General features: G+C 42.0%; 16 protein-coding genes. 6 read left to right on the forward strand and 10 right to left on the reverse strand.

Features of this window, described 5'->3' with window-relative positions:
• Nucleotides 1-224: 224 nt before the first annotated feature.
• A complete protein-coding gene (locus RIB15_RS11065; RefSeq protein ID WP_350202215.1) occupies nucleotides 225-887 on the reverse strand; it encodes a YitT family protein in 663 nt (220 codons plus the stop codon).
• On the reverse strand, nucleotides 888-1259 hold the full coding sequence (locus RIB15_RS11070) for a co-chaperone GroES (protein ID WP_350202216.1): 372 nt from the start codon (nucleotides 1257-1259) through the stop codon (nucleotides 888-890). It lies immediately after the preceding gene.
• Between the two features lie 144 nt (nucleotides 1260-1403).
• Between RIB15_RS11070 and RIB15_RS11075 the strand changes: the two genes are divergently transcribed.
• The gene (locus RIB15_RS11075) at nucleotides 1404-2240 is read left to right on the forward strand and encodes an SDR family oxidoreductase (RefSeq protein WP_350202217.1); all 837 of its coding nucleotides are present in this window, start codon (nucleotides 1404-1406) and stop codon (nucleotides 2238-2240) included.
• Between the two features lie 61 nt (nucleotides 2241-2301).
• Here the strand turns inward: RIB15_RS11075 and RIB15_RS11080 are convergent, their stop codons facing one another.
• Nucleotides 2302-2505: a hypothetical protein gene (locus tag RIB15_RS11080; RefSeq protein ID WP_350202218.1), complete on the reverse strand. Its 204-nt coding sequence runs from the start codon at nucleotides 2503-2505 to the stop codon at nucleotides 2302-2304.
• 176 nt (nucleotides 2506-2681) lie between these two features.
• Nucleotides 2682-3161, reverse strand: coding sequence for a DUF411 domain-containing protein (locus RIB15_RS11085; RefSeq protein WP_350202219.1), 480 nt, complete (start codon nucleotides 3159-3161; stop codon nucleotides 2682-2684).
• A 275-nt stretch (nucleotides 3162-3436) separates the two neighbouring features.
• Here RIB15_RS11085 and RIB15_RS11090 point away from each other — a divergent pair, with 275 nt between their 5' ends.
• The 3 genes from RIB15_RS11090 to RIB15_RS11100 are packed head-to-tail and all read left to right on the forward strand — an operon-like array spanning nucleotide 3437 to nucleotide 5334.
• Nucleotides 3437-3778, forward strand: coding sequence for a hypothetical protein (locus RIB15_RS11090; RefSeq protein ID WP_350202220.1), 342 nt, complete (start codon nucleotides 3437-3439; stop codon nucleotides 3776-3778).
• Nucleotides 3779-3787: 9 nt separating this feature from the next.
• Nucleotides 3788-4867: a hypothetical protein gene (locus RIB15_RS11095; RefSeq protein ID WP_350202221.1), complete on the forward strand. Its 1080-nt coding sequence runs from the start codon at nucleotides 3788-3790 to the stop codon at nucleotides 4865-4867.
• Between the two features lie 2 nt (nucleotides 4868-4869).
• Nucleotides 4870-5334 carry a hypothetical protein gene (locus RIB15_RS11100; protein ID WP_350202222.1) on the forward strand — a complete coding sequence of 155 codons (465 nt, stop codon included), beginning with the start codon at nucleotides 4870-4872 and terminating at the stop codon, nucleotides 5332-5334.
• Between the two features lie 113 nt (nucleotides 5335-5447).
• Here RIB15_RS11100 and RIB15_RS11105 read toward each other — a convergent pair whose 3' ends face one another.
• Together RIB15_RS11105 and RIB15_RS11110 are read right to left on the reverse strand one after the other, a co-directional pair.
• Nucleotides 5448-7709 carry a heavy metal translocating P-type ATPase gene (locus tag RIB15_RS11105; protein WP_350202223.1) on the reverse strand — a complete coding sequence of 754 codons (2262 nt, stop codon included), beginning with the start codon at nucleotides 7707-7709 and terminating at the stop codon, nucleotides 5448-5450.
• 2 nt (nucleotides 7710-7711) lie between these two features.
• On the reverse strand, nucleotides 7712-7930 hold the full coding sequence (locus RIB15_RS11110) for a heavy-metal-associated domain-containing protein (protein ID WP_350202224.1): 219 nt from the start codon (nucleotides 7928-7930) through the stop codon (nucleotides 7712-7714).
• A 181-nt stretch (nucleotides 7931-8111) separates the two neighbouring features.
• On the opposite strand from RIB15_RS11110, the gene RIB15_RS11115 reads away from it, so the two are divergent.
• Nucleotides 8112-10184 carry a S9 family peptidase gene (locus RIB15_RS11115; RefSeq protein WP_350202225.1) on the forward strand — a complete coding sequence of 691 codons (2073 nt, stop codon included), beginning with the start codon at nucleotides 8112-8114 and terminating at the stop codon, nucleotides 10182-10184.
• 57 nt (nucleotides 10185-10241) lie between these two features.
• Nucleotides 10242-11306 (forward strand): MBL fold metallo-hydrolase, encoded by a 1065-nt coding sequence (locus tag RIB15_RS11120; protein WP_350202226.1) that lies wholly within the window; start codon nucleotides 10242-10244, stop codon nucleotides 11304-11306.
• Between the two features lie 17 nt (nucleotides 11307-11323).
• Here RIB15_RS11120 and RIB15_RS11125 read toward each other — a convergent pair whose 3' ends face one another.
• The 4 genes from RIB15_RS11125 to RIB15_RS11140 form a co-directional block, all read right to left on the reverse strand.
• Nucleotides 11324-12046 (reverse strand): YebC/PmpR family DNA-binding transcriptional regulator, encoded by a 723-nt coding sequence (locus RIB15_RS11125; RefSeq protein WP_350202227.1) that lies wholly within the window; start codon nucleotides 12044-12046, stop codon nucleotides 11324-11326.
• Between the two features lie 266 nt (nucleotides 12047-12312).
• Nucleotides 12313-12510 carry a PID-CTERM protein-sorting domain-containing protein gene (locus RIB15_RS11130; protein ID WP_502881351.1) on the reverse strand — a complete coding sequence of 66 codons (198 nt, stop codon included), beginning with the start codon at nucleotides 12508-12510 and terminating at the stop codon, nucleotides 12313-12315.
• A 91-nt stretch (nucleotides 12511-12601) separates the two neighbouring features.
• Nucleotides 12602-18250 carry an FG-GAP-like repeat-containing protein gene (locus RIB15_RS11135; RefSeq protein WP_350202228.1) on the reverse strand — a complete coding sequence of 1883 codons (5649 nt, stop codon included), beginning with the start codon at nucleotides 18248-18250 and terminating at the stop codon, nucleotides 12602-12604.
• Between the two features lie 12 nt (nucleotides 18251-18262).
• Nucleotides 18263-18619, reverse strand: coding sequence for a response regulator transcription factor (locus tag RIB15_RS11140; RefSeq protein WP_350202229.1), 357 nt, complete (start codon nucleotides 18617-18619; stop codon nucleotides 18263-18265).
• Nucleotides 18620-18942 lie beyond the last annotated feature (323 nt).

The following is an 18942-nucleotide window of genomic DNA, read 5'->3' on the forward strand; positions in this document are numbered from 1 at the left end:
GCACGAGAAGATTAGAGTCTTTTAGAAGATAACGGAGGAAAGTTAAACACCAAGATCTCGGGCATACGCCGCGAGATGACGGCCAGCTTCTTTGTCAAGAGTAATGCCAACTTTGAACTGCGATAAACCGAGCGACTGATTTTAGATGGACGATTAATTACTTCAACCCGCAAAAATCCACTCTATCCGTGTCATCCGTGTTCCATCATTTGTTGAATGAGTATCTAACTCATTCCACGGTATCGGCCGGGTTTATGATTGATAGCAAGAATAATGTTAAGTGCTATAGATGCCAATACTGAAAAGGCAACGGCTTTCCAATCCACAATAAAAAATGCAGTCATAATGATGATCGCGTCTACTACCATCTGGAATTTCCCGGCACTAATATTGTAGTTTTCCTGCAGAAAAATAGAAACAATATTGAGCCCGCCCAGGCTTGCCTTGTGGCGAAACAGAGCCAGCAATCCGCTTCCGATTAAGAATCCGCCAAATATGGCTCCAAACCAGGGATTGATTTCACCAAACTCAAAAATCATGGGAATAACTTCGGTGAGGAAAGAAACCGTGAAAACCGCCAAAAAGGTTTTGATGGTAAACTCCCAGCCCAGCTTTTTAATCGCCAGAAAATAAAATGGGATATTGATTACAAAAAACGTTGGCCCAAACGTAAATGGTGTTGCATACTGTGTTAAAAATGCGATTCCTGCCGTTCCTCCGATTAAAAAATTCATGTGGGAGAAGATAGCGATGCCAAAGGCTGCCATCATTGAGCCAATTACAATGCCCTGTACATCATCAAATATGGAATGCTTTTGGGGTTTAGGTTGGTCTTCTTCTTGTTTACTCTCTTTCTCAGATAGGGGTTGTTCTTGTTCTTGGTTCATTTAGGTTGTTTGTTCATCCCTGATCAGCAACAGGATAGCTGCATGTGGGACGATTAGATATTTTTCGTTTTCGAATTCAATTTCATAAGCCTGCTTTTTCAGGAAGATGGCCAGGTCTCCCTCTATGGCTTGCATACCGATGTACTTGGTGTCGGTACTGCCCTTCCAGGTTTCTTCAATATCTGTATTTGGAATGGGATAACCCGGACCGGTTTTAACGATATACCCGCTTTGAATTTCTTCTTTTTCCTTTACCGAAGCAGGCAAAACCAGTCCGCTGCGAATGTGCGTTTCCATATCGCGGGATTTGATGAGCACACGATCACCCACCACTACGAATTTCTCAATGGAGTTCAGATATTCTTGTATCATAGCATGCTTAGAAATTTTCTGTAAAGATACGGAATTTGCTGCTTTGGTAAACCGTTAGCTTCAATCAATCATGCCTGGAAATTCAGGTGATTGAAACTTTTTGTAGCTACCTTTCGATAGACTTTTAAAACGAAGGACTCTTTCATGAACAATAAATTATGTGTGATTACCGGAGCCAATTCCGGCATTGGGTTTGAAACCACCAAGGCACTCGCCAAAAAAGGTTCTTACATTGTGATGGTTTGCCGGAACGAAGACAGAGCTGAAGCAGCCCGGCAGCAAATTATTGATGAGACATCAAACCCGGGAATTGATATTGTGCTATGTGATTTTGCCATTCAATCTGAAATCCGGTCGGCTGCTGAAAAGATAAAAGCCGATTACGATAAAGTAGATGTGCTGATTAATAATCATGGATTCCTGGCAGCGGAAAGAGAAGAAACGGTCGATGGTTTGGAGAAGACCTTTGCTGTAAATCATATCGGGTACTTTCTTTTTACCAATTTACTACTCGATCATATCAAAGCATCTGACTACGGACGCATAATTAATGTAGCTTCAGAAGCACATCGGGCGGGAGAGTTTGATCCTGAAAACATTCAGCTTGCCGAAGGTTATAAACCCATTAAGGCCTATGGGAACTCAAAGCTATTCAATATTCTTTTCACCAAGGAACTGGCCCAGCGACTGGTTGATACGAACGTGACAGTGAACTGCCTTCATCCCGGAGTGGTGGCATCCAACTTCGGACAAAGCGGCAGCTGGCTGATGAGTATGCTTTATACCATTGGCAAACCTTTTATGCGCTCCAACAAAAAAGGAGCTGAAACCCAGATCTATCTAGCCACATCGGATGATGTTAAAGATACCAATGGTGCTTATTTCAAAGACAAAAAAGCTACCACACCCAGCAAAACGGCCCGGGACGCTGAAGCCGCTCGTCTGCTTTGGGAAATGAGTGAAAAACTCTGTGGGTTATAGAAGCAAATAAAAAAGCCCGAATAAAAATTATCCGGGCCTTAAATCCTGATCGATTCCAGAATCACTTTACATTAAGTTTAGATATCACGATTCCGGCAATCATCACAACTGCAGAAATTATGATGGGCGTATAATCGCCAGTGCTAATGGCCACGTCTGCCCCAAAAGCTTCAAATGAATCGGAATCCTGAAAATACTGGTATCCAAAATATATAATACCGATCAATCCACCTGCAGTTAAAATACTACCTACTGTCTTTTTCATTGGTCAATGTTTTGTTTGCATTCACCTTATTAAAGACTTTCAGCGGGATTTTGTTTCATTATTCTGTTAAAATTCCCGTTAAATAACTTTAAAATAATCTTTTCGGGATACCGGTATAACAAAAAAGGCTTACCAGGTACTGGCAAGCCTTGTTATAATAACAGAGTGAAACTGCTTTAGTAAGAAGAATATACGCTGGTGGTTCCATCTTTTTTCAATAGCAGAACATCATAATTGTCTGTCGGCCGGCCCGGAACTTCCATTCCCGGAGAACCTGTTGGCATTCCCGGAACTGCCAAACCAATCACATCTTCTGGCTTTTCTTGCAGTAATCGCTCTACATCAGCCCGGGGAACATGGCCCTCCACTACATAATCACCGATCATAGCTGTGTGGCAGGAAGCCAGTTCACGAGTAATCCCATTTTGCTGTTTTACCTGCATCAGAACCGGAGTAGGAACTTCTTCAACAGTAAATCCTCCTTCCATCATATGGTCACCCCATTTAGTGCAGCACTGGCAACCTTCATTTTTGTACATCACTACCTGGGTTTTATCGGAAAGGATATTTTGGGGAGAGTTGCCTGGCCAAAACAAAAAAGCAGCCACTCCAACCGTTACTAATAATCCAACAATTAATATCTTCGAGTTATTCATATTCTTTGCTTATTTAAAAAATGATTTGCGCCAAGATAACTGTCTTCCGGCAATTTTGTTTTACGATATTTAGTTCAGTCATTTATTTCTGATTTTCTAACTCTCTGGTTTAACTTTTGTTTGAGGCAAAAGATTCAGTTTTATGCTTTCGAGTAGCGTACTTTAACCAAAATAGAATTAATTGACAGGCTTGATTAACATTTTACCATTATCTAATTGTTTTTTGTAACAAAACCCACCCTCTTCTATCTGTAAACGTCAAAACAATAGGGTATATGATGCAAAAGAAATGGGCTTATCTGGTAGTATGTATTGGAATCATGCTACTTTACTCAGGGTGTACAACCAATCATTCTCCTAATGACACAACAGGTAAAATACCTGAAAAAGGGGAACAAGCATTACCGATTTTAGCTCCTTCAGATTATTCAGGAATGTTTATTAAAAGCACCGATGATCGTCGACTCAAAAGAAATCATATGGTTAACCTTAATAATTTAGAACCTCTTCTTGAAGCCGCGCGCGAACAAACGAATAGTAATTATGTAGCAGTTTACAGCTTGAAAGATAGTACTGGTTCTTGGTACACCTATCATGTGCAAGAATTATTCTTCTAAGATTCATCTTTGGTTGGCACTGATGGAGAGACTGTGCCTTATCTTTACTATCAAGAGTCGAGCGAGGGAAACCCGCCACGTATTGCCGTTGCTAGTATGCCGGCAAGCCAGTCAGCATATTATGAACTCGATAACTGGATTCAACCCATTGTCGATGATACTACTAATTTTAAGAGAAAGGGTTGCAGTTGGGAAGTAATCGTACCAGGAGGATATACGTGCTGGGAAGATGATACAGGAGAGTATGGATGTACTTATCATCATCCCGTTGAGCAATGGACTTGTGATAATGGTGGAGGAAATACTGATCCCGGTTATAACTGGCCCACAGATCCCGGAGGTGGTGGTCCGGGAGGAAACGAAGAGGATACGTGTGATCCTAATGCTATTTTACAAACTCCGGAGTGTGAGGAGCCGATAGAAATTATTTTAGACCCTTTATTTGAAGCAAACCCCTGTTTGATGTCCGTTTATAACCAAGCCGGAGAAGCCCCTGCTTACCAGAGTATTTTGCAAAATTTTGATGGGAGCTTTTCGGTTGCAAATCTACTATTAAGTGTAGACAACAGTTTACCAAATTATACTAACGCTAGAACATATCCTCCTCAAAACTACAATATAAGAATAGCATTTAACTCAAATAACTTAGATAGACCCTCGTTATCTAATGCAAGAACTATGATGCATGAAATGATACATGCAGAAATGTTTAGAAAATTACTGTCGGTAGCGCAGGCACCTGACCTCAACTATCCTGGGTATACTCTTCAACATTGGAGAGACTTTGTAACAAGTCTAAGAAATGATTTCCCTGGACTTTATGATTATTATATGAGGTATACATGGAATGTACCTGAAGGCCAAGAACCATCAAGTTCTCAACATGAACAGATGGCTCAACATTATCGAGCTAAAATAGAAGATGCTCTTAGAGAATTTGAAAGCAACCATTCTGAAGATATTTATAATGCTTTGTCTTGGACAGGTTTGAAAAATACAGTAGCATGGAATAATCTATCCTATCAGGAACGCACTCAAATTGGCAACACTCAAAATAACTTCCTTTTAAGTAATACAAATTGTCAATAATAATGAAAAAGCTGTTATTCGTTTATACAATTTATTGCTTATTTTTTTACTCAATTTCTTACGGTCAGGTTCAAGTAGAAAAGGAAAGTTTACATATCTCATATGATGAATGTGAAGAACGTGATAAAATCAAAGACAAAGGCAGCATAAGATTCATTCTGTGCTCTGAAAGTTTTCTTTATAAAGCAGAAAACCACAGTAAAGCAATACTCCCTTACAATCAGATCAAGGATAGCCTCATCACAGTTCATGAAGCGAAAAAAAAGGTCAAAGAGTATCTGGAAAAAGTAGCTAAAGAATTTGAAAAACAAGCAAAAAACGATTTTGACAAAGAAATTACCTCATATATAAAAAATCCTGGCACCCATTACTATAACAGTTACTTCAATAAGGTATATGTTTATGTTAGGGAAAATCAGGAAGTAGGTACGTTATACGAAGTAAGCTGGGAATTTTATATCGAATGAAACTTACATTCTTCTATTTGTACTGGGTTCTGTTGTTCTGCTGCAGACCACATGCAAAACAGAATTTCTTATGGCTAAGCAGAGTACCGTAACAAGATTTAAGTTCGCAATAACTAATCCAGCTTTGCCTTTCCGAGTCTTCGTGAATTGAAAACCACGTTTATAGAACTGAACGCCATCGCAGCTTCAGCCAGCAATGGGTGTAACCAGCCAACAAAAGCCAGCGGAATCATGATCAGGTTATAGAAGAAAGCCCAGAACAGATTCTGTTTAATCTTTTTGAACGTTTTTTTACTGAGATTAATCGCCCTGATCACAGCAGACAAGTCTCCTTTCACTAACACAATATCACCAGACTCAATCGCTACATCTGTTCCTGTTCCAATGGCAATTCCGACATCAGCGAGAGTCAGCGCCGGAGCATCATTGATACCATCACCAACCATGGCTACCACTTCCCCGGCCTCCTGAAGTTTTTTAACCTCATTTGATTTCTGATCGGGCAACACTTCGGCGATCACTTCATCTATGCCCACCTGATCGGCAATGGCACGGGCTGTTTTTTGATTGTCGCCAGTCAGCATAATGGTTTTAAGCCCCATCTTTTTAAACTCTTCGATAGCCTGCTTACTGTCCTCTTTAATTTCATCGGCTATTCCTAACAAGCCTGCTAAACTGCCATCATAACTTACAAATACGGCCGTTTTTGCCTTTTCTTCCATCTGCTGTTTTTGAGATGAAGCTTCCGGGGTAATTTCCACGCCCATTTTTTCCATTAGCGAAGGAGTTCCCACGCCTACTTTCTTTTCACCTACCCCGGCCTGTACACCTTTACCCGTGAACGATTCAAAATTGGCAACATCAGCCAGCTCTATATTTTTGTCCTGCGCATAATTTACGACAGCCCGGGCCAGTGGATGTTCAGAATTGTTTTCAACGGAAGCGGCCCATTTAAGTAAATCTGTATTGCTGGTATCACCAAAAGTAACTACATCCGTAACCGTTGGCTTCCCTTTAGTAATAGTTCCTGTCTTGTCAAGCACAATGGCATTCACATCTTTCATTCGCTGAATGGCTTCTCCTTTTCGGATGAGGATTCCGTTTTCAGCCCCTAAACCAGAACCGACCATAAGCGCCGTGGGTGTAGCAAGGCCCAGCGCACATGGACATGCTATAACCAGAACGGCAATCATCGCATAAAAAGCCAATGCCGTGGGCCCTAAATCAGGGTTTACCCATGGAATAAAGGTTGAAGCCCATTCTACGATTCCACCAAAAAAGCCCGGAAAAACCAACCACAATGCAAGAGTTATCATAGCCAGTAAAAGAACAACCGGAACAAATACCTTCGTTACCTGATCGGCAAAATCCTGAATTGGGATTTTACTCCCCTGTGCTTCCTCCACTAATTTGATTACCTGATTCAGAAAGGTCTCATTCCCTACTTTTGTGGCCTTTATTTTTAGTACACTATTGGTATTGAGGGTAGCACCAATAACTTCATCTCCTTCAGTTTTTTCCACTGGCATTGACTCGCCTGTAGCGATAGACTCATCCACGCTGCTGCTTCCTTCGATCACTTCTCCATCGGTCGGGATCTTCTCTCCCGGCCGAACAAGCATGATATCACCAACCTGTAGTTCTTTGATTGGAATTTTGACTTCCTCCCCGTCTCTCAGCACCGAGGCTTCTTTGGCTCCCAGCGTCAATAACTTTCGAATGGCTTGTGAAGCACTTCCCTTTGCTTTGGTTTCGATAAAACGGCCGGTCAGGTGAAAGGCCATGATCATACCCCCAATCATAGCAAAACTGTGGAAATCAGGGCCATAGCCGAGCTCATGAATCAGCTTTACAAAACCTGTTGAAAGGGAAGCAAGTGCCCCCATGGCAATCAATACATCCATATTGGGGCTTAGGTTTACTGATGACTTCCAGGCACTTTTAATGGTCTCCCATCCCGGAATAAAGATGGCAAAACCAGAAAGCAGGATCATTCCTAACTCCATTCCCACCGGACCTAAAAACATATAGTTTGCAATCCACATAGGGAGCATCCACAGCAACATTAAGACCGTAGGCACCCACGATCCGATCATATTATTCCTGGCTGTCTCATATTTATTTTGCTCTCGCTCCTCAACCTGTTCTGCCTTCGGTTTCGCATCTGATTCATCCCGGATAAGAGTATATCCGGCTTTTGATACAGCCTCAGCAAAATCATCCATGCTGATTTCGCCCTCATATTCTACAATAGCAGATTCGGTTGCCAGGTTAACGGTTGCAGATTTGACTCCCCCGAGGTTTTCGAGTTGTTTATCTACGGCATTGGCGCAACCAGCACAATGCATACCATCAATTTGAAGTGTGGCTTTCATAGTTATGCCTTTATCCCCGTCATTTTATAACCCGCTTCATCAATAGCTTTCTCAAGGTCAGCTGGCTGAACGCGGGAATCATCAAAAGATACTTCAGCTGTTTCCTGATCAAGTTGTACAGATACAAACTCTACGCCTTCTAAAGAATTCAATGCAGACTCTACACTGTTGGCACAGCCGCTGCATCCCATTCCTGATATGTTTAATGTCGCTTTTTTCATCATTCTGATACTTACTTATTCTTAACGTAACGATTCAATGATACAAACCTCCTGACTTCTTTAAATGCCTGATTCTGACCAATACTTATATAATTTTGTTTAACACAGGCTAACCAATTTTTGCAATTTTTCTCCCCCAAAGTTTTTATCCTCATGCTTCATTCTTAAGATCGAATTTTCTATGAAAAAACTGATACTTTTTACGCTCACTCTGTCATTATTTGGCGCCGACCTGAACGCTCAGCAGTTTCCTGAGAAACTACAATTCAAAGACATTTTTCACGAACCGTTTATTCCCGGTGCCCGCCCGTCTTTTTCCCACTTCTCCCCTGATGGTAAAACCATTTATTTTAACTGGAGTGATTCTGCTACTTCTGATGCGGAAATGTTCAGTGTAGGACTAAGTGGTAAAAATTTACAAAAAGCCGCAGACGATGTCGTTCGGAACTATGAGCTTTCCCCCAATGGGAATCACGTGCTCTTTACCAGGAATGGAGACCTTGTATTAGCCGATCAGAACTTTGAAAACCAGCGGGTGATCGTAGCTTCCAAAGGCTTTGATTATGATCCGGTTTGGAGTGCCGACGGTTCACGCTTCGCCTTCATTCAGAATGGTGATGTATGGGTATCAGGCGTGGAACAGGCTTTCATGAAACAAATTACCAACCGAAAAGAAGGCCGTCCAGGTTACAATATAGAGCACTGGGCCGGCAACAAATTGGTTGTCAGTCAAACTGATCGATCAGATTACAGAGAAGTCTTTTTTCCCGAATATGCTGATACTTTTGTTGAACCCGGAGGAGATGAACGTGGTATTCCAACCCGGATTATCTCCATTGCCGGCGTTGACTCTGGTGATGTTGAAATCATCTTTACCCATAAAGGCTATTTAGATACGGATGTAAGTTCTTCCGGGCATTATCTCGCTATTGATTACCTCGATCCTCCCATGAAGAAGCGAACCATCACGGTTTACCATGTGAACACCCTTGAAGCCCGAACTCTTTTTGAAGACCAAACCGAAGGCTGGATGTATAATACCAATATGGAGTTCGCTCCGGCTACCGACCAGCTAATGTTTCAGAGCGAGCAGGATGGATGGAATCATATTTATACCATCAATCCGGATGGAACAGGCTTTCAGCAACACACCTTTGGTGAATATGATATTCCCTGGACGACCTGGATCAATGAACGAACCATTGTGATGGCTACTTCGGAAATGGACCCGGGCGAGCGACAGCTTTACAAACTCGATATCATCACCAACCTGCCCACAAAATTGACTGCCGAAGAAGGATATCGGCGCGATTTTGAGCTCAGTCCCGACCGAAGATACGTTGTGTATGAAAAAACATTCTTCAATGAGCCTTTTGAGTTATACGCTGTGGATACTATGATTCCCAAAAGAGAAACACAGCTCACAAATACAGTTCCTGATTCGTTCTATGAGTATAACTGGCAAAAAGAAGATTACGTACGTTTTACCGGACGCGATGGTGAAACACGCCTATCGATGTCAGTACTTCGTCCGGCTAAACGAAATCCGGACGGAAATCCCGTTGTCGTTTTTGTGCATGGCGCAGGCTCTCTTCAGAATGTTTATAAAGGCTGGTCTAATAATTATTGGCGGGAATACATGTTTCACCAGTACTTAACACTTCAGGGTTACTATGTGATTGAAGTTGATTACCGGCACAGTACCGGCTATGGACGCAAGTTCAGGGAAGACGTCACCAACTGGATGGGCAAATATGAAACCGAGGATATCGAAGACGGATTGGCTTTCCTCGCCGATAATTATGACAAAGCCGATACCTCACGTGTAGGTATTTATGGCGGTAGCTATGGAGGCTTCATGGCACTTTATGCTGTAGGTGTTTCACCCGAGCATTTTGATGCAGCAGCCGGGCTTCGTTCGGTCACCAACTGGGAAAATTATTATTATGCTAATCCCTGGTACACGCTCCCCCGTCTGGGTACACCCGAGGACAATCCCGAGAATTACGCCCGAAGTTCCCCCGTTACTTATGCCGACTCTCTCAGGCAGCCGGTTATTCTATTGCACGGCTTGATTGACGACAATGTTGGTTTTCAGGATGCGGTTCACTACATAGAGCGCCTTGTTCAATCGGGAAATGAAGAATTTGAAATGATGATGTACCCCACTGAACGACACAGCTTTCAGGATGAAGATGCATGGTATGATGAATACCGCCGTATTTATGAGTTTTTTGAGAAGCATTTAAAGTAATACTGAAATTTATTTCAGGTAAAAAGAGTTATCATCTCAGATTAACTTATTTCTACCATGAATTTATTTAAGAAATTAATGCTCTTGATTACCGGGCTCATTATCACTGTTTCTTTATTTATCGCTATCGCTGGCTGGGCCGTATCGAAGCCGGGCTATAAGGGACCAACATCGAGGCACTTCAATGGAACTACTTTTGAGAACCTCGGCGACGTTCCCTCAAAGGGTTTTTTTGATGTCATGAAATGGTATTTCCAGCGAGACCAAGGAGAGTGGACTGAGATTCCGGAAGATCAAATCACCTTTGCTGAACGTCCGGATGACAATGTCACCTCCGGGATGAAAATCACCTATGTCAATCACTCCACCTTTCTCATTCAAACAGCCGGAGTAAATATTTTAACCGACCCGGTCTGGAGTGATCGTGTAAGTCCGATCTCGTTTACCGGACCTAAAAGATTTCGTCCACCCGGAGTGCGTTTTGAAGATCTGCCACCCATCGATCTGATTATCATAAGCCATAACCATTATGATCATCTGGATATTGAAACCCTTAAAAAACTAAATGAGAAGTTTGAACCCAGAGTTGTTGTACCACTCGGGGTAGATATTTACCTGAACCAGGAAGGCATTGAAAATACCATTGCATTAGACTGGGAAGAAGATCAGCCCATTGATAGTGATATCACTATATACTCGGTTCAGGCTCAACATTTTTCAGCCCGAGGACTTTTTGACCGCGATAAAACACTGTGGTCGGGTTATGTGATTGATACGCCAACCGGCAGCATATATTTTGCAGGGGATACGGGCTATGGCGACTTTTTTACCAACATCGGAGAACGGCACCCGGACATTAAAGTTGGGTTGATTCCAATTGGTGCCTATAAGCCCCGCTGGTTTATGAAGCCGATGCATGTGAATCCCGAAGAAGCCATCCAAATTCACAAAGACGTTGGCGCCGAGATTTCCTTCGGCATGCATTTCGGAACTTTCCCGCTAGCTGATGACGGTATGAAAGATCCTGAAAATGACTTCGCCAAGGCGATTCAGCAATCAGAAAATGCCGGGGTGAATTTCAAATTACTAACCGAAGGCGATACGTTTCAAATTCAGGAATAGCAAATTTGACTCCCGGACTAAGCCAGGTTGTGGAATACTCTTTGTACGTCTTCGTCCTGCTCCAGCTTATCAATCAGTTTCAAAACTTCGTCCGCCTCTTCTTCATCTAAAGAAACAGTAGTAAGTGGAATCCAGTCAGTTTCTGCACTCAGGGGTTCAATGTTCATTTCTTCCAGGGCATGCTGCATATTTCCGAACTCAACAAACTCACAGCGGATAACCAGTATTCGTTCGCCTTCGTCATCTTCAGATTCTCCCATTTCTGTCAGGCCAAAGTCAATTAACTGAAGCTCCAGTTCCTCCTCATCAAAGTCACCAGGTTTTACTTTAAACGAACCTACTTTGTTAAACTGAAATGCAACGCTTCCCGCGTTCCCAAGGTTACCGCCTGATTTTGTAAAGATAGGGCGTACATTTCCAACCGTACGGGTTGTGTTATCTGTGGCAGATTCAACCAAAACCGCGACACCATGGGGTGCATATCCCTCATATAAAACTTCGTCGTAGTGAGTTGCATCCTTACCCATTGCCCGCTTGATTGCACGGTCAATGTTATCTTTGGGCATATTGATGCCCCGCCCATTTTGAATGGCACGGCGTAAGGCAGGGTTTGTCTCAGGATCAGGTCCGCCAGATTTTACCGCAATTACGATTTCTTTGCCAACACGCGAAAATTGCTTCGCCATGCGATCCCATCGCGCAAATTTTGCGGCTTTCCGGACTTCAAAAATTCTACCCATTTCTTACTGACTTTTAGTGAAGATAAATTCAGCGAATAAAATACGATGATCTAAAGTCTGTTGGGAGTATTCTGAAATTTATTTTTCAGCAATAATTCTATGTGCAATTCTTTTTTTGAGGCGGGAAAGAGCTCTGTTTAAATGCAGAATATAAATAGTATTAAGGCGAGCTTATTTTCACCATAACCATACAGCAGCCTGAAAAACCAAAATGGATTTCATGCTGCTGATGGAAGGTGTCTCTTTTCAGATTCAGTAAGATGAGTTTACATCTCAGGGTTTTCAGTTGCCTTTTTCTTGTCCCGAAGTTTCTTGAGTGCATAGGAACCTCCGGCTGCTGCCAGCAAGCCAAGGCCCCCATCAATAGGAGCTGCACTTGGAGAACTTGGGAATGGAGGCGGCCCGGGAATACCCTGGGCATAACTTAATGTTACACAAACCGCCATTATTGCCATCACACCCATAACCCTTATCGCGATGTCCCAAATCTTCTTTTTAGTTGAAGCTTTCATAATTACCTGTTTTTATTTTTTTGTTGAATTTGCTGAAATAGAGTTACTTGATAAGAGTCATCTTCTTGACAAGTACTTTATCGCCAACTTGTAAGCGATAGATATACATGCCAGATGACAGTGCCCGTGCATTGAACTGAACATTGTAGCGTCCTGAACTCTTGGTTTCGTTATTCAGAAGAGTAGCTACTTTTCGGCCAAGCACATCAAATACTTCCAGTTTAACTTTACTCGCCTCTGGTACTCCAAACCTGATTACCGAAGTTGGGTTAAATGGATTCGGATAGTTTTGGTAGAGTTCCACTTCTGTAGGAATTCCAAGATCACTTTCGTTAGAAGTTCCCAGCCTTGAACTCATACTAAGTACAAAAAGTGGCTCAGCTTTCTCTTTTTTAGCCATTTGTACAACTTCACTTGAAGGAACCGGCTGCATTTCTTTAGCTACTTTTGATAAGCTGCTGTTATCAATACTGAACTCAAATGAACCCCCTTCATTCAGGTTGAATGACTTGCCAGTTTCTACAAGGGTCAATGTTGCAGATATACCTTCCGGCATGCGGCCATCCTTCCAGTTAAGGCTGAAGTTTCCTGAAACCGTAGCATCCATGAAAATTGGAAACTCCTTATCAAAGTCAGCTTCAAGAGGAACATTGTTGATCGTCAATGGCTGATCACCAATCAATGTATACAGATTCGCGAATGAGCTGGCAAAGGAGCCCAAATAGTACCCATCATAAGGATCTATGTTTGTTTTGGCCTTCTCACCGAATCGAAGGAATGAAGTAGACTCAATACCTGAGTTCTTATGTACAAGGTCGAACTCAAACATATCGGAATTCTGAATTTTCTCAGAGGGACTACTTTCCGAAACAATCACATCATGGTAATCAAAGCTTAGTGAACCTGAAGTTCCAGAATTGACAACCCTCACGAAGAATGACTCAAAAGCATCAATTTCTCCGGATGTTGAAAGTATGTAGGTTTTATTTACCGGATCCCAGGTATACACATAGCTGTTGGCTAATTCATCGGTACGCTTCAGCGTAGCTATAACTGAGTCTGCAGAAATAGGCCATCCAAATGGATTACCTAGCAGGACAAATCCTTCACTGCCGGTTGTTCCACTTATACCATCTGCATCTACATTTTTGACCGGAACACTAGCGTTAAGACCAAAAAGATCTCCGGTAATAGTTAATGTTTTTGGCCAACCGCCATCTACATCATCCTGACCATCAAGAATGTCATCGTCTTCAAACACGTAGACTAATAATCCTTCTCCGGCAGCAAGTGTAGTTGTGTCCAGGTCAGTAGTGACAGCTTGATATGCTGCGTTATCCGGATTGAAGGTGTAGATAGTTGCATCACTGCCTGGTGCGTCCGAATTCACAGCGCCTTGCGTCCAAACAGGACTTATAAAGCTGCCAATAGATGAATTCTGAGGTATTGACAGTAAATACCAGCCATTCTCAGACTCATTATTTTCCAGAGTTGCTTCATCGCTATCGCTTACTCCAAATACAGCAAACACGGTGTCCAATTCTGTGACATCTGCTTCAGAATCATAATAGGAGAAGTAAAAGGTAGTGGTATCAATGGTTCCCCCTCCACTAATGTACATCAATTTAGATGTGGAAGGAGTAAATGACACTGGGTTCTCAGCATCATTAGCAGTAACAAATGGATCTGTACCAGGCTCAGCAATTCCGTTTTCATTATCATCTGATACAATACCCACTTCAGCACCTCCGAAACCTGATATATGAAATTCGATAGTTGAATCTGCATAAACAGGGTCGAAACCAAATACATCATTATCTAAGAGAATACTTCCAAACGAAGGACCTGAAACAACAGCAGCACTTATAGGCTCGCCATCATTTGCTTGAAAGCTGTATTCACCTCCGGTAGCCATGAACTGACTGAATGAAGTGATACCTGTCCAGGTGACTTCCCCTGTCGCGGCGTTTGCTGAGGTTGCTCCGCCAACGGTTGTCCACGCTCCGGTTGAAGAAGAACCGCGCTTGTACAATGTCAGTAACTCAGGAAAGGTCTCCTGCTCAGCTGTAATTGCACCAGAACCAAAGTTTAGGGTAAGATCTGCTGAGAACGTACCCGGATCACCAAACAAATTGATTACAAAATATTTGCCCCCTATGCCGGCTGTAACACCCGCTGGGAACTGATTGGGACTTCCTGTCACTTCTGTTACTTGAACATCCACCGGGTTATCAAAGCCATCTGCCATACTTAAAGCGGCATTTCCAACGCTGACTGTTCCTGTCTGGAAGTCAGTGGTTTCTTCAACGGCTCCCTCTCCAATTGGAGCATCTGAAGTTACCCAGGTTTCCTCTATACCATCATAGAATTCTCCTTCATGGTTGTTGAGGCCATCGTATGTATAGCCACCTGAACCTTCATTAAACTGCCAGTATCCAGTTAAACGTCCCACAGGACCTGAATAAGTTCGGTGCATAAACGAGCGGATTTCGGACTCGGTTCGAACGGACTTCCAAATACGAAGCTCATCAATCGTTCCAAAGAAGTTTTTACTTCCATCTTCATCAGAACCAACAACCCAGTAGGACTCATCCACAGATACATCTTCTACTGATACTGTATCCTGCTCTACTCCATTTACATACAGGGTTAGATAATCCCCTGAACGACCGGTTAGGGCCACATGGTACCATTCACCAACTGAGGCTGTAATTGATCCGCCTAAGCCGTCAATTTCAGCTGAGGAGTATGAAGCTCCTGAACTTGTGGAGGTTGCAGATATTCCTTTTAAGAGACAGCATTCTCCTTCTCCTCCGCCTCCGCCTGCATTTGGTTCGGTATGGGTAGCATAAAATTGATTGGAACTGTTGATCCCAATAAACAAGTCATCATAACCAAGGGCTATAAATACCTGATCTTGATTTATAACGTCCGGTTTTACCCACATTTCTACACTGAATTCACTGATGATTTCATAATCCTCAATGTAGATCTCAATAAATTCTTCCTGCGTATTTCCACCATCAAACTGCACGGCATAACCGGCAGAATCCTGGAATGATTGAGTGATAGGTGTCGGTGCCGGACCTTTGGCGCGGGTGTAGGAGAAGCCTCCGCCATTTCCATTTGAGGTCCAGGAATCAAATGTTAAATCCAAATAAAGATTATCTGATTCAATATAAACAACCATCTCAAGGCCAACCATTGAAGGTAAATCATATCCAAGACTATCCAGAATCGTATATTGCCAAGTATCAAATGTTAAAGTCCCGAGGTTATCCGTGTTACCAAATGCCCATTGTGTACCTGAAGGCGAAATATCTCCTCCATTCCATCCTGTTTCATCAGCATAATTGAATAACCCTTGCTCATCCTGTCTTGTGAGCCACACATTATCTGTAATTCGATCCTGATTAGCCGCCTGAGTCCAATCCGCAAAATTAGCTTTTGTGAAAGTTAGAGTACTATCGTTTTTACTCCAAATTGTAGGAATTGGAGTTGTAGTTGCGTTGATTGTTGCACTTTCTGCTGTATAGAAGCGTTGACTTCCATTTGATCCATCATACTCAAATATGGCAAAATGATAGGTTGTTTCAGCGGTCAGACCGGTAATAGTTACAGACGCATCAGAACCGTCATATACAATGTAATTCCCTGAGCCAAGTTCAGTTCCACTTTGGAACGCTGCATCAGCAGTATAAGAAGTACTATTGGTTGGAGTAGCATCCACAGCGGCGCCTTCTTTTGCTAACACTATTCTTGAAGTACCAATACTTGTTCCACTGTTCGACCAATTTAATGTTATTGATGTACTTAACTGACTGGAAGACAAGTCTGAAACGATACCGGTTGGTGCCGTTCTGGTTGTAGCATTTGTAATTGTTATATCACCTGTTTGATATTTAACAGATGGACCAGCTGCATTAAATTGAAATACTTCAACATGATAGGTTGTACCCGGGTCTAAGCCATCAACAGTAAACGAAGTACTTATTCCGTCATAAACAACAAAGTTTCCAGTTCCTATCTCTGATCCACTTCCAAATGTACTGCTGGCTGTGTAGCTCACATCATCTGTAGGAGTTACATCTACTGCTCCTGCTTCTTTCATGAGAACCAATGCTTTAGTACCAAAACCTCCATTCATATTGAAACCAAGAGATGTACCCTGATTTGTATTTAAAGAGATAGAGGTAGGATTACTAGATGGCGCAGTAACTACCCCATTTTTGTAGACAGTAAGGGTTCCATTCACTGAGAATAAAATATCGAGGTCGCCGTCTCCGTCAGCGTCTGCTAAGTCGGTAACAAAACCAGTCCCATAACTTCTACTGAATGTACTGTAAGAATTAAAGTTCCCACTTCCATCATTAAATTGAATAACACTAGTGGGACCAAGCATTGCAATATCCAAATGACCATCATTATTTACATCTCCCACTTTAAGGTTATCTAAACCTTGTACAACGTCGAGGGCTCTTCGGGTAAAGGTACCATCTTGGTTGTTATCCATGATATATAAGCTGTCAGCTTTGAGTACCAAGTCGATATAGCCATCTCCATCAAAATCTCCTTGAGCCAGTCCCCTTAGAAAAGGATTTGAACTTATGCCTAAGGTATAGGTCTGATTTGTGAAACCACCGGATCCATCAGATAAAATTACACCTAGACTGTCATTGGTAGGACTGTCATCAAAACCAACCTGTTTGATAACAGCAAAATCCGGGTAATCGTCATTATTAAAATCCCCTGAGATAGCAAACCTACCGGCTATACCTGAAAATATTCCTGCACCACTGGCTTCATTGAAAGTTCCTGCTGGATCATTAGTAAAAGGCCACAACCCCTGAATATTATCGCCGGCGATGAACAGATCATCGTCTCCATCCACATCGAAATCAGAAAAAACGGCTCCCCCAATATCTGTAGGGTTCAAATTAGCATGAAATGAACTCGAGGAGCTTGAAAATGTACCGAAACCATCGTTGGTATAAACGTAAAATGATCTCGTACTAGACCCAGGACTTACAACTACAACAATATCCAAATCCCCATCATTATCTATATCATTAAGAAGAATTCCTTTTGGATTTGTCCCATCAGCAATATCATATGCATCTGCGGAAAAGTATGATTCAACACCATCTTGTTTTCTTAGAACATAGAACTTTGTATCATCAGATCTTCTTAATATTACAGCATCCAGGTCTCCATCCCCATCTACATCACCAGCGTAGGTAAGAGTCGCAGAGTTATCACCGATCGTTCCTGTAAATGTACTCGATGAAGTAAAATAGCCTTCTCCAGTACCGTTTGTTTCTACCGTAAAATTGTAAAGGTGTGACCTTTGCAACCCATTAGTCTGTGCTTCATTAAGAATCTGGCTAACCCTAACTGTTATAATCTCTCCCGGAATAAAATCACTATCTGGGTCAAGGGTTAATGTAGTACCAAAAGCGTCCAGACTTTTAGTGGTTGTATAAATACCACCCAGAGAGCCTTTCACTACAACGCTATTGGGTTGCTCCGCATTTAATTCGTTCATTGCCTCACTAAAAGATATAGTGATGTTTGAACTAACAGAAACATCAATAGCATTTCTCGAAGGAGAGAAACTCGTTATTGCAGGCTGAGCAAATAATGCCCCCGCCAGTGATGCCAAAAATGTTGTTATAAGTATCAATTGTTTCATATTTATACCCTATTAGTGTATGGTGTTGAATATTATTTGATTTAATTCCTTTAGGTTGTCTTTACAGACAAAGCTTTTCACATTTAATTTTTTTGCTTTTCTTCTGAATGTGGGTGTATCGTAACTGGTCACAATGATTATTTTTGCATTGGAATCCTGCTTGTAAATTTCTTCAGTAACTGTAAAACCACTCATACTTTTTAGCTCAATATCCATTAGCATCAAGTCCGGCTTAAGGTCCATGTAGTTTTCAATTGCTTTTTCTCCACTTTCACACTCAATAAAATTGAGTTCAGTATCAGAAAGAGAAATAAAATTCTTTAGCATCCGACGCATATCGGCATGATCATCCACGATCATTATTTTCATTCACTAGAATTCTTTATTTAGAAGGGGTTATGCCCGAAAAAGCCAACGATTCGGTGTATACCCATTTGAGCCTAAAATCTTATTCAGGCTTCCCGAATACAATAGGCAGGAGTACTCATTTGTATAGGCAGAAGTACCTACAAAAAGCCTTTTTATACCTTTGAAGCGTGTTCGACGGCAAATTTTAGAAGAGCGCGGTCCCCGCTAAGCTCAAGTTTAAACGCATTGTCTTTAAAGTAGCTTAAACCCAAAAAAGCACCCTCCTGAAATCAAGAGGGTGCTTTGAAGTTGTAGCCCAAAATTCATCCAGAATCTCAGGTTTA

It is taken from the genome of Gracilimonas sp. (genome assembly GCF_040218225.1).
GTDB lineage: Bacteria > Bacteroidota > Rhodothermia > Balneolales > Balneolaceae > Gracilimonas.

Coding starts and splice junctions, on each gene's coding strand:
- RIB15_RS11105 (WP_350202223.1), bottom strand. CDS start 7,709: ATGAAAGCCACACTTCAAATTGATGGTATGCATTGTGCTGGTTGCGCC.
- RIB15_RS11090 (WP_350202220.1), top strand. CDS start 3,437: ATGATGCAAAAGAAATGGGCTTATCTGGTAGTATGTATTGGAATCATG.
- RIB15_RS11140 (WP_350202229.1), bottom strand. CDS start 18,619: ATGAAAATAATGATCGTGGATGATCATGCCGATATGCGTCGGATGCTA.
- RIB15_RS11075 (WP_350202217.1), top strand. CDS start 1,404: ATGAACAATAAATTATGTGTGATTACCGGAGCCAATTCCGGCATTGGG.
- RIB15_RS11125 (WP_350202227.1), bottom strand. CDS start 12,046: ATGGGTAGAATTTTTGAAGTCCGGAAAGCCGCAAAATTTGCGCGATGG.
- RIB15_RS11135 (WP_350202228.1), bottom strand. CDS start 18,250: ATGAAACAATTGATACTTATAACAACATTTTTGGCATCACTGGCGGGG.
- RIB15_RS11115 (WP_350202225.1), top strand. CDS start 8,112: ATGAAAAAACTGATACTTTTTACGCTCACTCTGTCATTATTTGGCGCC.
- RIB15_RS11065 (WP_350202215.1), bottom strand. CDS start 887: ATGAACCAAGAACAAGAACAACCCCTATCTGAGAAAGAGAGTAAACAA.
- RIB15_RS11085 (WP_350202219.1), bottom strand. CDS start 3,161: ATGAATAACTCGAAGATATTAATTGTTGGATTATTAGTAACGGTTGGA.
- RIB15_RS11100 (WP_350202222.1), top strand. CDS start 4,870: ATGAAAAAGCTGTTATTCGTTTATACAATTTATTGCTTATTTTTTTAC.
- RIB15_RS11130 (WP_502881351.1), bottom strand. CDS start 12,510: ATGGGTGTGATGGCAATAATGGCGGTTTGTGTAACATTAAGTTATGCC.
- RIB15_RS11110 (WP_350202224.1), bottom strand. CDS start 7,930: ATGAAAAAAGCGACATTAAACATATCAGGAATGGGATGCAGCGGCTGT.
- RIB15_RS11070 (WP_350202216.1), bottom strand. CDS start 1,259: ATGATACAAGAATATCTGAACTCCATTGAGAAATTCGTAGTGGTGGGT.
- RIB15_RS11120 (WP_350202226.1), top strand. CDS start 10,242: ATGAATTTATTTAAGAAATTAATGCTCTTGATTACCGGGCTCATTATC.
- RIB15_RS11080 (WP_350202218.1), bottom strand. CDS start 2,505: ATGAAAAAGACAGTAGGTAGTATTTTAACTGCAGGTGGATTGATCGGT.